Annotated in this window: 16 protein-coding genes and 2 pseudogenes; 9 read left to right on the forward strand and 9 right to left on the reverse strand. The window is 64.0% G+C overall.

Annotation, left to right across the window (positions count from 1 at the left end):
• A partial coding sequence (locus ACLQI9_RS16940) for an arsenate reductase/protein-tyrosine-phosphatase family protein (RefSeq protein ID WP_442391949.1) occupies positions 1-506 on the reverse strand: 506 nt, incomplete at its 3' end.
• Between the two features lie 15 nt (positions 507-521).
• Positions 522-1,202, reverse strand: a complete 681-nt coding sequence (locus tag ACLQI9_RS16945) for an arsenate reductase/protein-tyrosine-phosphatase family protein (protein ID WP_442382687.1) — start codon at positions 1,200-1,202, stop codon at positions 522-524.
• Positions 1,203-1,209: 7 nt separating this feature from the next.
• Between ACLQI9_RS16945 and ACLQI9_RS16950 the strand changes: the two genes are divergently transcribed.
• From ACLQI9_RS16950 to ACLQI9_RS16960, 3 genes are all read left to right on the forward strand, one after another.
• Positions 1,210-1,806: a PstA family ABC transporter permease gene (locus ACLQI9_RS16950; protein WP_442382686.1), complete on the forward strand. Its 597-nt coding sequence runs from the start codon at positions 1,210-1,212 to the stop codon at positions 1,804-1,806.
• Between the two features lie 410 nt (positions 1,807-2,216).
• Positions 2,217-2,936 carry a phosphate ABC transporter ATP-binding protein PstB gene (pstB, locus tag ACLQI9_RS16955; protein ID WP_442382685.1) on the forward strand — a complete coding sequence of 240 codons (720 nt, stop codon included), beginning with the start codon at positions 2,217-2,219 and terminating at the stop codon, positions 2,934-2,936.
• A 54-nt stretch (positions 2,937-2,990) separates the two neighbouring features.
• Positions 2,991-4,103 (forward strand): helicase associated domain-containing protein, encoded by a 1,113-nt coding sequence (locus ACLQI9_RS16960; protein ID WP_442391950.1) that lies wholly within the window; start codon positions 2,991-2,993, stop codon positions 4,101-4,103.
• A 263-nt stretch (positions 4,104-4,366) separates the two neighbouring features.
• Here ACLQI9_RS16960 and ACLQI9_RS16965 read toward each other — a convergent pair whose 3' ends face one another.
• A complete protein-coding gene (locus ACLQI9_RS16965) occupies positions 4,367-4,726 on the reverse strand; it encodes an Rv2640c family ArsR-like transcriptional regulator (RefSeq protein WP_442382683.1) in 360 nt (119 codons plus the stop codon).
• A gap of 103 nt (positions 4,727-4,829) precedes the next feature.
• On the opposite strand from ACLQI9_RS16965, the gene ACLQI9_RS16970 reads away from it, so the two are divergent.
• The 4 genes from ACLQI9_RS16970 (at position 4,830) to pstS (ending at position 8,324) form a co-directional block, all read left to right on the forward strand.
• Positions 4,830-5,306, forward strand: coding sequence for an ArsI/CadI family heavy metal resistance metalloenzyme (locus ACLQI9_RS16970; protein ID WP_442391951.1), 477 nt, complete (start codon positions 4,830-4,832; stop codon positions 5,304-5,306).
• Positions 5,307-5,419: 113 nt separating this feature from the next.
• Positions 5,420-5,800, forward strand: coding sequence for an ArsR/SmtB family transcription factor (locus ACLQI9_RS16975; RefSeq protein WP_442382681.1), 381 nt, complete (start codon positions 5,420-5,422; stop codon positions 5,798-5,800).
• A gap of 135 nt (positions 5,801-5,935) precedes the next feature.
• Positions 5,936-7,048 carry an ACR3 family arsenite efflux transporter gene (gene arsB / locus ACLQI9_RS16980; RefSeq protein ID WP_442391952.1) on the forward strand — a complete coding sequence of 371 codons (1,113 nt, stop codon included), beginning with the start codon at positions 5,936-5,938 and terminating at the stop codon, positions 7,046-7,048.
• A gap of 73 nt (positions 7,049-7,121) precedes the next feature.
• Positions 7,122-8,324, forward strand: coding sequence for a phosphate ABC transporter substrate-binding protein PstS (pstS, locus tag ACLQI9_RS16985; RefSeq protein ID WP_442382679.1), 1,203 nt, complete (start codon positions 7,122-7,124; stop codon positions 8,322-8,324).
• A 453-nt stretch (positions 8,325-8,777) separates the two neighbouring features.
• On the opposite strand, the gene ACLQI9_RS16990 is transcribed toward pstS, so the two are convergent.
• From ACLQI9_RS16990 to ACLQI9_RS17005, 4 genes and pseudogenes are all read right to left on the reverse strand, one after another.
• Complete coding sequence (locus ACLQI9_RS16990; protein ID WP_442382678.1) at positions 8,778-9,461, reverse strand: S1 family peptidase; 684 nt, start codon at positions 9,459-9,461, stop codon at positions 8,778-8,780.
• A gap of 262 nt (positions 9,462-9,723) precedes the next feature.
• Positions 9,724-10,011, reverse strand: coding sequence for a hypothetical protein (locus ACLQI9_RS16995; protein ID WP_442382677.1), 288 nt, complete (start codon positions 10,009-10,011; stop codon positions 9,724-9,726).
• A 334-nt stretch (positions 10,012-10,345) separates the two neighbouring features.
• A pseudogene (locus tag ACLQI9_RS17000) lies at positions 10,346-10,519 on the reverse strand (site-specific integrase); the annotation flags it as partial.
• 59 nt (positions 10,520-10,578) lie between these two features.
• Complete coding sequence (locus tag ACLQI9_RS17005; protein WP_442391953.1) at positions 10,579-11,751, reverse strand: nucleotide-binding protein; 1,173 nt, start codon at positions 11,749-11,751, stop codon at positions 10,579-10,581.
• A 447-nt stretch (positions 11,752-12,198) separates the two neighbouring features.
• Here ACLQI9_RS17005 and ACLQI9_RS17010 point away from each other — a divergent pair, with 447 nt between their 5' ends.
• Positions 12,199-12,357 carry a hypothetical protein gene (locus ACLQI9_RS17010; protein ID WP_442381197.1) on the forward strand — a complete coding sequence of 53 codons (159 nt, stop codon included), beginning with the start codon at positions 12,199-12,201 and terminating at the stop codon, positions 12,355-12,357.
• 80 nt (positions 12,358-12,437) lie between these two features.
• Positions 12,438-12,686 carry a DUF1918 domain-containing protein gene (locus ACLQI9_RS17015; RefSeq protein ID WP_442381195.1) on the forward strand — a complete coding sequence of 83 codons (249 nt, stop codon included), beginning with the start codon at positions 12,438-12,440 and terminating at the stop codon, positions 12,684-12,686.
• A gap of 143 nt (positions 12,687-12,829) precedes the next feature.
• Here ACLQI9_RS17015 and ACLQI9_RS17020 read toward each other — a convergent pair whose 3' ends face one another.
• Both ACLQI9_RS17020 and ACLQI9_RS17025 read right to left on the reverse strand, forming a co-directional pair.
• Complete coding sequence (locus tag ACLQI9_RS17020; RefSeq protein WP_442381193.1) at positions 12,830-14,392, reverse strand: IS1182 family transposase; 1,563 nt, start codon at positions 14,390-14,392, stop codon at positions 12,830-12,832.
• Positions 14,393-14,575: 183 nt separating this feature from the next.
• Positions 14,576-14,814 (reverse strand): annotated as a pseudogene (locus ACLQI9_RS17025) (hypothetical protein); the annotation flags it as partial.

The following is a 14,814-nucleotide window of genomic DNA, read 5'->3' on the forward strand; positions in this document are numbered from 1 at the left end:
ATGACGACATCGGCGGCTTGCACGATCTCGTCGGTCCAGGGTTTGGGATATTCGCCGGAGATGTCGATGCCACGCTCGGCCATGGCCTCGATGGCGGCCGGGTTGACCTCGTTGCCGGGTTCGGAGCCGCCGGACCAGGCCACCGCGGCATCGCCGGCCAGGTGGGTGAAAAAACCCATCGCCATTTGCGAGCGTCCGGCGTTGTGCGTGCATAGGAACAGCACGATGGGTTTTCCGTCGTTGGATTTGCCTTCGACTTTGGCCAGTGCGCGCAGCCGTTGCCGCGCGAAGCGTTCTGCCAGCAGCGGCAAGAAGTTGGGGATCGATGCGCGGCTGGCGAATTGATCGTAGGACGAGTGCAGGAACCGCTCGATGGTTTCCACCCCGAACGTGGCGGAGAACTCCTTGCGCAGTGCCGCGGCGGCAGTCTTGAGTGCCAGCCGCTGGTCGATGGACAGATCAAAGCGCACGTGGTTGGCGACATCGGCGGCGAGGTTGTCGGTCATGAGCTAGCTCCCTTGCTAGAAGGGCTGTAGGGCCGGGACGAGGCGGTCTATCCGCTCGGTCAAGTCGTCGAGAGCCCGATCGAACGCGTCGGGGTCAGCGGCGGGCACCGGGTCGGGAACCGACCAGTGGATGTGGTGCAAGTTAGCGGGCAGTTCTTCGTGAGCGTTGTCGCACACCGCTACCAGCAGGTCCCCGGGGCACACGACATCGTCGAGGTGACGGGGCGTGCGTTGGCGCATTGGTAGGTGCCGACGCCGGGCCGCGGCCACCGCGCCGGGATGGACGGTCGCGGCGGGGTGGGTGCCCGCCGATGCCGCTGGCAGCGGGCTGTGACGTTTCCACACCGCGACGGCCAACTGACTGCGGGCCGAGTTCTGACGACACACGAACACCACGCGGTCCGCCCGCCGCCGCATCGCGCAGGGCACCATCACCTCCAGCGCTTCGGGAATCAGCTGCAGATAGGTGCGCCGACGATCACCCTCGGAGCGGACCCGACACACCATCCCGGCCTGCTCGAGTACTCCCAGGTGGTGGGCCATCAGATTCGAGGACATCGACACCAGCCCCTGCAGCTCCGACGGCGACGCGTCGGCAAGCAGGAGTTCGTCGACGATCGCCAACCGGCCGGGATCGGCAAGCGCGGCGTGGACCACCGCCCGCCGCATTGCCCCGGTATCCCGCTCAGTAATCATTGACTCAATGGTATTTGAGCTATTGCCCGTAGGCAAGCCTTGGGACCCGATCGGCCGTCATCGGCCGGCCGGTTCAGCGACCATCCTGGTCGGCGTGCCGACAATCGTCACCGGGGCGCTTGTGTATGCGGTGTGGGTCGTGCTCTTTGGGTTCTCCGGAATCGCTGGCGGAATAGCGCTGGCCCTGGTGATGCTGCCGCTGGTGATTCGCTCCACCGACGAGATGTTGCGGCTGGTACCGCACGATCTGCGCGAAGCCTCGCTTGCGTTGGGCCTGACCAAGGCGCGGACCATCCTGGCGATCGTTTTGCCCACGGCCAGCTCAGGCATCATCACCGGTGTCATGCTGGCGTTCGCGCGTGCGATGGGAGAGACTGCGCCCCTGCTGTTGACCGCGCTTGGCAACGACTTGTTCATCGAGCTCAATCCGACCAAGCGAATGTCGACGCTGTCGCTGCAGATCTTCGGCAACGCCACCACCGGGTTCAAAGCCGCCCAAGCGCGCGCCTGGGCGGGAGCGCTCACATTGGTGGTGATGGTCCTGCTGTTCACGGTGGCGGCTCGGCTGATCGCCCGCCGGTCCAGCGTTAGTCGCGGACGTTGACCGGCCCTGTGGGATCCGTGGCACGCCCGGCGCATCCGGCATATTCTGCCCGGGTGCGATGCAGATGCGGCGGGTGAGCAATCACGCTGTGTGTCAGCCGAATCGGCGGCCGATCCAGGCGGCCCGCTGTTACCTGTGGCCGCGATCGGCGCGTGGCGGGTTCGGCCAACCCACGACAACGACACAGGTCCACCGGCCGGGTCTGAACAGGAACGACATCACAGGAGGATCGCGTGACACGGGACATCAACGTGGCAACGGATGACGCGGCGATCGGGAGTCCCAAACGCACAGCCCCGCGAGCACCCGCAGCCACGAAGCCGGTGACCGACAGAGCCCTTGGGTTGCACAGGGTCGCGAAACGGCTGGAGGTGCGGGATCTCAACATTTACTAGGGCTCCTTTAAGGCAGTGGCCGATGTCAATATGACCGTCAGTCCGCGAAGTGTCACCGCGTTGATAGGACCATCCGGGTGCGGCAAGTCGACTGTTTTGCGGGCTCTGAACCGTCTGCACGAGACCGCCCCGGGGGCCCGGGTGCAAGGATCGGTGTTGCTTGACGGCGAGGACATCTACGGCACGCAGATCAGCGCGGTTGGTGTGCGCCGCATCGTCGGGATGGTGTTCCAGCGACCAAACCCCTTTCCCACCATGTCGATTCGCGACAATGTGGTCGCCGGATTGAAACTGCAAGGAATACACAAGAAGAAAAGCCTCGACGAGCTCGCCGAACGGTCGTTGCGCCGGGCGAACCTGTGGGACGAGGTGAAAGATCGGCTGGACAGGCCCGGCGGCGGCCTATCCGGTGGCCAGCAGCAGCGGCTGTGCATCGCCCGGGCGATCGCCGTGCAGCCCAACGTATTGCTGATGGACGAACCCTGTTCGGCGCTTGACCCCATCTCGACGCTGGCAATCGAGGATCTGATCGCTGAGCTCAAGAAGGACTACACCATCGTCATCGTTACCCACAACATGCAGCAGGCCGCCCGCGTCAGCGATCAGACCGCATTCTTCAACCTGGAAGCCACCGGCAAGCCAGGACGGCTGATCGAAATCAACAACACCGAGAAGATTTTCTCCGATCCTGACCAGAAGGCCACCGAGGACTACATTTCCGGCCGGTTCGGCTGACCTCTCACCCGAGAACCGTGATGCCGGATACCGGCTCGCTCCCTCAATTTGCGCATGACTTCCACTCAGCCAGATCACGACCTCGTCGCCACCGATCCCGATGATGAGATGTGGCAAAAGGCGTTGTCCGCGTTGCGTTTCTACCGCGATACCCGTGGCAGCGCCGATGTTCCTCGCCGCGTTCGGGCGCATGGCATCAGGCTGGGCCAGTGGGTCCACCGTTGCCGTGACGACTACTGGCTCGATGTCCTCAGCGCCGAACACACCGCCGACCTGGAAGCGGTCGACGGTTGGTCCTGGGGGCGGCCCGACCGACCCCACGGCTGGCGACACGCATTCTGCGCCCTGGCCCACTACGCGGCCGAACACGACACGACCGTACTCACCGCGCAAACCACGTTCGACGGTGTTGACCTGCAAGCCTGGGCTGCGGCTCAGCGTCGTTCTTATGCAGCAGGAACCCTGGCCGCGGCCAGGATCGGCCTGTTGGCGGCGTTGCCTGGATGGCAATGGGACGCCGCAGAGGCGCGGTGGGCACAGGGCTTGGCCGTCTGCCGCCTCTACGTTGCGCGCCACGGCAGTCTTGTTGGCGTAGGCCCCGAAACCCGGCTCGGACAGTTCCGCCTGGGCCATTGGATCCAGCGCTGTCGCGCCGACTGCCGCTCCGGCGACCTACCTCCGGAGCGCTCCATCGAACTGGAAACGCTGCCTGGCTGGTCTTGGGCGGATCGTCGACTACAGAACTGGAGCAACAGCGTAAACGTACTGCGGCGATACGTTTCTCAAACTGGCCACGCGGCGCCAGCGTCGCGCGAAGTCATTAACGGCTTTCCGCTCGGCTGGTGGGTCGCGAGGCGACGCCGCGAGCAGCGCCTAGGGCTGTTGAGCTCCGACCGCGCAGCTGAGCTGGCAGCCTTACCCGGCTGGCAGTGGGACCCGCTGGAGCAGCGGTGGCAACGGGGCTTGAGCGCACTATCCAAGTATGCTGCCGCTCACGGGCACGCCCAGCCTGCCTGCAGGCAGCGGTTCGACGGCTACCCCGTCGGGGAATGGGTCCGCGCTCAACGTACCGCCCACGACAACGGCCGGCTATCGCCACACCGCGCCAGCAAACTCGAAGCCTTGCCTGGGTGGTGTTGGATCACGCCCAAACACGTCGAAAGATAGGGACTAGGAAGATAAGGGCCAGCGACACATCGACCAATGCGGCCAAGACGGGGACTTCGATCAACGGCCCGACGACCCAGGCCAGAGCCTTGCAGTGGCGCGGCTCACCGGGTTGGTGGTCCTGGCAGGCGCCGACGCTTCACCAGACGAGAGCAGTTGTGCATTGCGCGCGTCGGCTCGCGCGGGTTTCATGGCCCGATATCGTCGACGCTGCCGGCGCGCCAAGCCAACTCGGCTAGCGATGCGCTGGGAGTGGCGCGAAATCAGCTGCAGCAGCTGGGGTCGAGGATCGCGCAGAGGGCGGCCATTGCATCCCGGTGGGGGCGGTGATAGACGTTCATGCCGCGGCGGTCTGATTCGACCAGGCCCGCCCTGCGAAGTTGGCTGAGGTGGTGGCTGACGGTTGACTCGGTCAATCTGAGAACGGCGGCAAGTTCGCGGGTGTTCGCCTCACCGGCACATGAGCTGAATAGCAAAGACATGATCTTGACTCGCGCAGGGTCTGCCAGCGCCTTGAGGCGCAAAGCCACCCGCAGGGCGTCGTCATCGCTCATGGGGCCGGCGGCCACCGGCGCGCAGCATACCGGCGCGGTGATGTCGATCAGTGGCAGTGTCTTCGGCACGGAACTATTCTGCCATACATGTTTGACATATATCAAAAAGGTGGCAGGCTGAGGGAGTCGCACAAGTTTGATATATGTCTCAGAGGTATGGAGGTCTGCTGTCATGTCCCGTGTTCAACTCGCCCTCAACGTCGACAACCTCGACGATGCGGTCACGTTCTACTCCAAGCTGTTCAATACCGAACCGGCGAAACGCAAGCCGGGCTACGCCAACTTCGCCGTCGCCGAGCCCCCGCTCAAGCTGGTGCTGTTAGAGAACCCCGGAAAGGGCGGCACGCTCAACCACCTGGGGGTGGAGGTCCAGTCAAGTGAGGAGGTGCACGAGGAGATCGCCCGGCTGCAGGGCGAGGGTTTGTTCACCGACGAGGAGATCGGAACGACTTGTTGCTTCGCCACCCAAGACAAGGTCTGGGTGACCGGGCCGGCCGGGGAGAAGTGGGAGGTCTATACGGTACTAGCCGACTCGGAGACATTCGGATCAAGCCCTGAGCACCTCGATCGCGAGACCGAAGGCGCTGCGTGCTGTGGCGGATCGGCGGCTGCCGGCGAGCAAGACGAGGCGGCGGCCTCTTGCTGCTGACCGCCACCACGGGGCGGGCGGGATTGGTGTCATCCCGCCCGCCGATCCCGCTTTTTCGTTAGTTCATGCACTGTTGGCTTGACCATGGATTCGATGTCAGTCAATATCGATGTGTGTCGAAGTCGAAGTCGAAGTTGCCGTTGAGCGCGGAGGCCGGGTGCGCGTTCGTTCCGCTTGTGCGTGAGCCACTCTCGCCTGACGCGGCCATCGAATTGGCGGCCAAGCTGAAGGCGCTGTCTGACCCAGTGCGATTGCGCCTGCTGAGCGTGGTGGCCAGCCACGAGGGTGGTGAAGCCTGCGTTTGCGACTTGTCAGCAGGGATTGCACTGACCCAGCCCACCATCTCCCATCACCTAAAGGTCCTACGCACCGCTGGATTGCTAGACAGCGAACGGCGTGCCTCATGGGTGTACTACCGGGTGAACCGAACTGCGCTGCAACAACTCTCGCAGCTTTTGGGAACCGACACCCTCAGCCCAGCGACCCGACCATGAATACCGTCCCGCGGCCACGGCGCTTAGTCGGCGAATTCCTCGCCATCGCGCTTCTCACCGCGTCGCTGCAGGCCTGTAACGCCGCTTCGGGCCAGTAGCCCAGCCCAGCCGAATGAAAAGAACGGGATTGAACAGATGAGCCACAACCCTAGCGCCACCCGCAGTGCGCCGTCGGACGACAGCCACGTGGTGGCCCGGTTGTCGACGGTCGACCGATTCCTACCATTGTGGATTGGCCTGGCGATGGCGGCCGGGCTGCTGTTGGGCCGCCTGATCCCGGGTTTGGCCAACGGGCTCAATGCCGTGTCTATCCACGGCACTAGCTTGCCGATCGCCATCGGGCTGCTATTGATGATGTACCCGGTGCTGGCCAAGGTCCGCTATCGGGAGATCGGGCGGATCACCGCCGACCGCCGCATGATTGCCGTGTCGTTGATTCTGAACTGGATCATCGGGCCGGCAGTCATGTTCGCCCTCGCGTGGCTGCTGCTGCCAGACCTGCCCGCCTACCGCACCGGCGTGATTCTGGTAGGGCTGGCCCGCTGCATCGCCATGGTGCTGATCTGGACCGACCTGGCCTGCGGCGACCGGGAAATGGCTGCCGTGCTCGTTGCGCTCAACGCCGTGTTCCAGGTGCTGTTCTATGCCGGTCTCGGCGTGTTCTACCTCAACGTGTTGCCCGCCTGGCTGGACTTGCCAACTCAGAGCCTGCACGTCTCTTTCGCTGCGATCGCGGTCACCGTTGTGGTGTTCCTGGGGATCCCGCTGGTCGCTGGATTCCTCACTAGAACGCTCGGTGAACGCGCCCGGGGCCAGGAGTGGTATGAGAGCGCGCTGCTGCCACGCATTGCGCCGATTGCCTTGTATGGGTTGCTGTTCACCGTGGTCGTGCTCTTTGCGCTGCAGGGTAAAACGATCACCTCCGAGCCGGTGAACGTGGCCCGGATCGCGCTGCCGCTGCTCGTCTACTTCGCGGTGATGTGGGTCGGTGGGTTCGCCATCGGCCGGTGGCTACGCCTGTCCTACGCCCGCACGGCGGCGCTGGCGTTCTCCGCGGCCAGCAACGACTTCGAGCTAGCGATCGCCGTGGCCATCGGCGTATTCGGCGCCACCTCCGGCCAAGCCTTGGCCGGGGTCGTCGGCCCGCTCATCGAGGTGCCCGTGCTGCTCGGCCTTGTCTACGTGGCCTTGTGGCTGCACCGTCGGCTGACGTGGCCGCAAACCCTGAGCTCCGCGGCGGTTCGATGAGAGGTTGGTTTTTCACATTGGTGTTTTGGATGTCAGACCGGCCCACCAGGCATCGCGTTCCAGTGGAGGATCGATGATCACGAAGACTTTCACTAACGTGGCGATCGCCGTGCTGACTGCCGGTGCATTGGCTGCGTGCGGAAGCACCAGCAATAGCGGAAGCACCAGCGATAGAGGAGCGAACAACACCCAGGCTGCGCAGGCCGTCCAGATCTGCGGCCAGGGCTCCGCCTCCAAGCCCGGCTACCCGCGCCCACTCAACAAACTCGACGGCGGCGCCAACACCTTGTCGGGGGCTGGATCCACATTTGTGGCGCCCGCGATGTCGATATGGACCAAGGACTACAGCACCTCGGATGGCGTGGACGTTGCCTACCAGTCCATCGGGTCCGGTGCAGGCGTGCAGCAGATCAGCGCCGCCACCGTCGATTTCGGTGCCTCCGACACCCCGATGTTAGACAGCGAACTCGCCTCGGCAAAGGGTGGACCGATTCTGCACATCCCGTTGGTGCTCGGCGCTGTCGTCCCGGCCTACAACGTCAAGGGTCTGGACACCGGTTTGAAATTCGACGGCGAGACACTTGGGAAGATCTTCGCCGGCAAGATCACCAAATGGAACGACGACGCCCTCAAGGCACTCAACCCGGGAACGAACCTGCCCGACGAGCCCATCGCGGTGGCCCACCGTTCCGACGGGTCGGGAACCACGGCGATCTGGACCGACTACCTGACCAAGGAAAGCCCGACCTGGGTGAGCGCCCTGGGCGGATCCGACAAGAGCTTCGGCAAAGAGGTCGCCTGGCCCGTCGGGATCGGCGGCGAGGGCAACGAGGGCGTGTCCGGGGTGATCAACCAGACCGAGGGCGGCCTGGGCTACGTCGAATTGGACTACGCCTTCGAGCAGTACCTCAAGTTCGGCCAGGTGAAGAACAAAGCCGGCAACTTCATCCAGCCCGGCAACTTCATCCACCCCTGCATCGCCACGATCACCAAGGGCACCGAGGGCATCACCTACCCCGAGGACCTGCGCACCAGCTTCACCGACGGCCCAAACCCCAACGCCTATCCGATCATCGGCACCACCTATGCGCTGGTCTATACCAATCAGACGGATCCGGCCAAGGGCAAGGCGGTGGTGAACTTCTTCTCATGGGTGCTGTCGAAGGGCCAGGACGAGGTGGCCGACCTGAGCTACGCCCCACTGGGCAAGGACTTGCAGCAGAAGGCCGTTGGCCAGCTGAAGAAGATCAGAATTAACAGTGCGCCGGTGGGCTAATGCCCCGACCACGTTCCAGAGCAGAAGGTCTGGGGTCGCATTGAAGCTGGCCGGCTCACTCGAGGTACCTGTCAAACCTCGCCACTCTCACGTCTCCTATCGCCGTCAAAGCGATGTGGTGTTCCGCTTACTGGTGGTCGCGGCGGCGGTTTTCGTCGTGCTCACGCTGGCGGGCACCGCACTGTATCTGATCCTTCAGGCGTGGCCGGCGCTCATCCACTACGGTCCATGGAGCTTCCTAGCCTCGGACCGTTGGGCGCCGTCGGAGGCGTGCGCATACGTTTGCAGCGCAGCAGATTACACACGGCGAGAGCCGCGGTAGGTCAGCCAGTGGCTCGGCCACGCCGACCTCGTGGTGACGATGGCCGTCTACGCCGACTACATACCGGAGGAGCCCGGTCGCGAACACGCCGCCGGAGCCGCCGCTACCGAGTGCCCCGGCGACGAACGTGGTCAGTTTGGTGGGGTAGGCGTTTGCCCGACGAAAGCGTCTATCGCGTCTGTGGCGTGTTTGATGTCGTACACGACGAGGATGCCGGAGTTTGTAGGCACGAGGCCCGCACCGCCCACGACGGCGATGTGTTGTGTGATGTAGCCGGAGACGACTCCCAACACGTGCCAGATCGTGCCAATACCACCGCCCTCGTTGAAAACCATAGGGCCGCCTGAGAAGCCGGGGTTGTTGATTCCATCGACCCACCAAATGTGGACGCCGTTGACCATCGCGCGTTGAGACACGATGCCGTGCTTGACGAACGGTATGGAACCGGCTATCGGCACTCTGTCCGGCAGCGGGTAGCCCAGGAAGAATGCTTGTTGGCTGAGGACCAACCCGCCCGCTGACGGGGTCAGCGTCATGCTTTCGTCGACAAGCTTGGTGTCGCCAAACGAGAATACTGCGATGTCAGCACCGGGCTGTGTCAGTGGAACGGGCAGCGGCTGGACCTGTTCATTGACGTCGCCTTGGTGCCGATGAAGGGTCATCGCGCCGCCACCCGGGAGTGCGCCGTCAATGAAGTGCTTCGCGGTGATCAGCCATTGACGGTCGTGCCGGCTGATCACAAAGCACGTCGCCGAGTGAGTGCCGGCAGTGATCTTGAACGTCCGAAGCCAGCATTGCGCGGGTACCAGAGCCATGCGGCCAATCGTTACACCGGCGACCGACAGATTCGCCGATCTACTCGCCGGGGTGAACCGCCCGCTCGCCAGGGTGAACGACCGGCGCGGGGGGGCCAGCCGGCAACCTAGTGGCTCTACCAGCGCAGAGAACGTGCCCCCGACACGACTCGAACGTGCGACCTAGGGATTACAAGCTCGCCAATGGTGGTTCGGTCTCAGCGCTCGTTCGACCAACGCCGGGCGGGATGGAAGCGGTCCTTCGTCGACGTGTCAGGTTCGATTAGAAATTGCTGGTGTCTGTCATGACGTGCTTTGCGAACGTGGATTGATTCCACGGACAGACGTTGGTGACCGCCTGCTGGATGATCCCTTGAGACTTGCTCGGGCCCATACCCTGCTGTTCGCCAAGAAGAGCCAAAGACTCAATGCCGCCGCTGGCTTGCTCAGTGTGAGTGGTGAGGTAGTTGCAGACTCCGAAGGCATAGGCGCGGCTGAACGCATCGAGGAACGCGGCGTCCTCAGCCAGGACCCGGTTCCGGTGCCATAACGAGTCGGCAAGCGAGACCACGAACCAAGCCTAAGGCTCGGCATGGCCTGGCCACCGCGGGCGTCGACGACCCGAATCGCAGCCAACGCTCGGACCCATGGATTGAGCCGGATCGTCAATCCGTGGGCCGAGGCAATGCCATGACGGCGGTCATTCTGTACCCAATTGATCCGCGTGCCGTGCCCACATTTTGCCCACAATTTGCCCACAGTTACAGATAACTGCCGTGAAGACCAGTGATGTCTTTCAGCAGCTAGAGGGCGATTTCGACTCCTTGACCAGCCCACAAAATAGGGTTCAAATCCCTCCGCCACCGCCATAGCTGTCGACCTGTTATTACAGGTAAAGGACGCTTTTACTGTTTGCTAGCGGGCATCATTTTTCCATTTGGCCACATTTTGGCCACACCTTCACGTGAATACCGGCTATCCAGAGTGACCGCGACCGCGTCCAGATCGTCATCGAATAGGTCCGCGTAGGTGTCGAGGGTAACCTTTGCTGAGCTGTGGCCGAGCATCCGCTGCAATGCCCAGCACGTTCACTGTGTGCGGGGTACGTACGGGGTTCGGCGCCAGTGGGCGGCAAGCCTCAGCGGATCATATCGATCCAGGCGCCCAAGTCGTCCTCGCGGTATGGCCGCACCGGGCTGGTGGAATAATGCTGCGCCACGCCACCAGCAAGTTCGAGCACAGCCTTGCGTGTGCGTGGTTTGAGGGTGCTCAAATCGACTGCCACCCCCTCGGCCAGATGCGGGTCGAAGGGCACCCTGAAGACCTCCGGCACGAACTTGCCGAATTCGTTCTCGACGACTTTGAGGTCGATAAGCGCTTGGCCGTCCCGAGTTGCGTTCAGGGCCACCACGGTCTGCGGCAGCAACCAGTCGAAGCCATGCGCGTACAGCCAATCCAAGGTGGCCAACGCCCCCTCGACGCCGCGCACATCCTGGGATGCCACCACAACCAGACCGCTAACATCGCTGGCGATCCTGCTGAACAGCGGGTCGGTGATCGATGTCCCGCAGTCGAGCAAGATCACATTGCAGTGAAGTTCCAGGATCTTCATCGTGGCCGCGTAGTCCTCCGGACCCAATGTGTACGCCGACTTCGGATCGTTTTGGGCGCTCAGCAGTTCCAGCCGATCGTTATTCACCACGGTGTGTACACGCACATTCGAGTAGCGTTCGATGTTCTGCAGCGACGCCACTTGCTCGATGTTGGCCTGCGGGCCACCGCGCTCACTGAATCTCGCCGAAAGGTCGCCCAGATCGGGGTCGACATCGACGGCGATCACCCGATCGCCGCGTACACGGGCGATGACATTGCCCACCGCCACTGCCATCGTGCTCTTACCTACACCGCCCTTTGCGCAGACGAACGCCACCTTGTGCACGCCGTCCAGCGAAGCGCGGATCCGGCGGATCAACTCGGCGGCGTGCTGCTGCTCGGCGCTCGGTTCCGGATTGATCCGCCCACCAGTGATGTTGGCGATCACCTTACGCCAGCCGTACGCGGCCGTGGGACGCCGGCGAGCGGCCAGGAAGGTCCGCCCATCGTCCTCGTATAAATGAGGCACCGGCTGGGCTCCGGCGGCGGATTCATCCGTGCCAGTTGAGGACCTTTGCCCTTCGGGCAAGCCGTCGTCGGTGTGGGAACGCTGGTGCCCGACACGGTGGCCGCTGGCGGTTTGGTCCGCGTTGGTTGAGGACACCCGCCCGTCGTCCGGCCCCGGTTCGTGACGAAGCGAATCGGTTGGAATGGTCATGCCGGTTCGTGCGCTTTCCGCTCGTAGGGTTGGGTACGGTGAGATTCTGGTCGCAACCAGACTACTGAGAGCAACCGGGCGATGAGGTCGCGAAGTGCCAGCCCAACGGCGAACGGTTGGCAGTTCCCCTTGCAATGATCATCACCTTGTCCTGGAAGCTGCGCAACTGTCCTGGCTCGTTCAGGAGGAGAACAATACTGCGACCGCGCGGCCGAGGGGCCCGAATCGCCCGATCAGTGGCTGATCGCTACGGGTGTAGGCGGCGGGCTCGTGGCCGGCGCGGGTAGTACTCAACCCGATCGTCGTGGTTCCTGCGCCTCAGGCTCGCGCATTCTGATACTGGACCACAGCAGGTAAAACGGCGAGGTGGTGGCGGCGTGGTCGTTTGTTTGCACTTGGTAACCGGCCAGCGGGCCGGATCGTCAATCCGTGGGCCGGGGCGATGACATGACGGCGCTCGTTCTGCACCCGTTCGATCGTCATGCCGTTGTCGACCTCCATCGCGACGTGACCGTCCCACACCGCGAGGTCGCCGGGCTGCAGCGCGCCGGGCAGGGCTTCACCCGTTACATCGCACTTGGGTGGACGGATCCCTCGGGGTTATAGGCGAGATGCTCTCGGGCGGGGGTACCGCCGACCCTGGGAGGCGCGGAGAATCGGAACGGGGCTGCAGGAAGGAGTCGGCGATGAAAGCCAACGTAGGCGACTGGTTGGTGATCAAGGGCACGACAACCGAGCGCTCGGACCAGCGGGGGCTTATTACGGAGGTGCACTCCGCCGACGGCTCGCCTCCCTACGTGGTGCGGTGGCTCGCCACCGGCCATGCGGCGACGGTGGTTCCCGGCCCTGATGCCATTGTGGTGACACCAGAGGAGCAGGAAGCAGCGGACGAGCGGGCACGGGAACGGGCCGCACACCGCGGCACCAACCACTAGGAGACCCCTGAATTAGTGCCTTTGGGGCGGGGCGCCTCGAGGCGCTCGGTGGCGCTGGTGAAGTCAGACCCTGCGGTCGACACAGAGGTCGCCCCGCCGTGTCGAGTTTTGCAGTCGGGTCGGCGGTGATGCAAGAGTCTGGGTCAGGCGATGACCCAGGTGGTGCCGGTGTAATCGAGCCCGAGGGTGATGAGCCGGCGCAGGTTGATCGCTGCGACACGGTGGTGGAGCCAGTGGTCGTTTTTGGCTACACCGCGGTAGCGGACTTTGCGGTTGCCGCGGGCCAGCCAGGCGATGCTACGTTCGACCATCGGCCGGTGTTGACGATATTCGTTCTGCCAGTCCGGGTTTCGCGCTGCAACTCGGGCGGCTCGTTGCAGAGCGTCATGGGGACGGATCCTCAGACTCTTGCCGTCGGTGCTGCCGGTGCAGCGTTCACGCAACCGGCACCCCCGACATGCCGCCCCGAACTTCACGTACCCGGCCCGGCCGATGTTGCGGGTCACTGCGGCAGGGCAAGTCGCGGTCCGATTGGTGTGGTCGACAGCGAAGTCATCGACGGTGAACCCGCCCAGCACTGCCGAGCGAGTCGGTGCGGGTTTGACCAGATCGACGTGGCCGCGGGTGATGAGTTCGGCACGCAGTTCCCCAGAGCCGTAGGCAGAATCGGCCAACACCCGCACCGATCCGGCTTCCCCGTCGAGCAGGTCCAGGCCGGTGCGTGCCTCGCTGACCGACTGCCCGTCGGCGCCCAGTCCGCTGGCTTTGGTCAGGGCGCAGTCGGTGATGATCCCGGTGTCGGGCTCGATCGCCACGTGCGCTTTGAATCCATCCTGGCGGCGTGCCACGGTCTTATGGGCGTGGCGCGCGTCGGGATCAACCGTGGAAATCACCCGGTCGGGGGCCACCTGCTGGGCGATGCGCCATCGCCCGTCGGTGCCATCAGAGCCCTCGACCGGCTCGACGTCTTGGCCGGCGATCAGCGCCAACAGGGCCAGCGCTTCGGCGGCCCTGGGCCCGTGTTCGGTCTCCGGCAAGTGACCCAACAGCCGGTGCGCATCACCGACCAGGGCGTCAACCAGCTGATCGCGCGCCGCCTTGTCGTTCCAGGCGATCGCCGGCTTGCCCGGGTCGTCATAATCGTGGGCGCTGCACTGCGCCGCGATGACCTCGCCGGCACCGGGGACTTCGCGGCGCACCCGCCGGATCGCGCCGATCACCTGGGTCACCGTGTCCTGGGTGGCCACCGCATCATCGAGGACCGTGGAATCCAATGCCCGGCGCGTCTTGCCCGCCAACACCCCGGTCTGGGCGACCACCGTGCGCACCGCCTCAAAAATCCGGTTCGGGGAATCCGAGGCCGCCAACCGCCGACGCCAATACGTCAGCGTCGTCGCATGAAACGCCCCCGCGCTCACCGGCAGTCCGCACGCCATCTTCCACCGCAGATCAAAAGTGACCGCATCCACAGTCTCGCTATCAGACATCCCGTGCAACGCCTGCAACGTGATCACCGCCGCCATCACATCAGCGGGCACACTGGGCCGACCCCGACCCGTGGGAAACAAATCACGAAACATCTCATCGGGGAACAACTCGCCCCGATGCGCGGCCAGGAACGCAAAGACGCTGCCAGCCTTCAACAGATGCCCCGCTACCGATTCCGCATCCAACAATCCCCGCTGACTATCCGATCGACCCTGCACACCCAAATCATCCCAACAACGAACGATCAACCCGCCAACCGCCACGCGGCATTATTCAGGGGTCTCCTAGGTGCTGCGGCTCGCCGTTATCGCCCCGCAGGCTTGCTGGCGGCCTGGTTAGGCCATCACGCGATGGGCTCTCACGCATGCTGGCGCACGGGACCGAGTTGGATGCCGGTCGGTCTAACCTGACATCGCCATGTCCCAGAAGCCTCGCTCGTAGTGGGTCACCCAGAAGAAGGCGTCTTCAGCTTCTCTGGCCTGTTCGCCGATGGCGGCCTCGAGCTGGCGATCGACGGAACTCTGGAGGTCGTCGACGTAGGACCGGAACCCGTCGGTGGTCCACCTGTTCACGAAGTCCCGGTGGGGGTGAGCACCGGGGCGGGCGCTGTCCCAGCTTTCCAGGTAGCTGCGTTCGAGCG

The sequence above is a fragment of the Mycobacterium sp. genome, assembly GCF_052143115.1.
In the GTDB taxonomy this organism is placed as follows: domain Bacteria; phylum Actinomycetota; class Actinomycetes; order Mycobacteriales; family Mycobacteriaceae; genus Mycobacterium.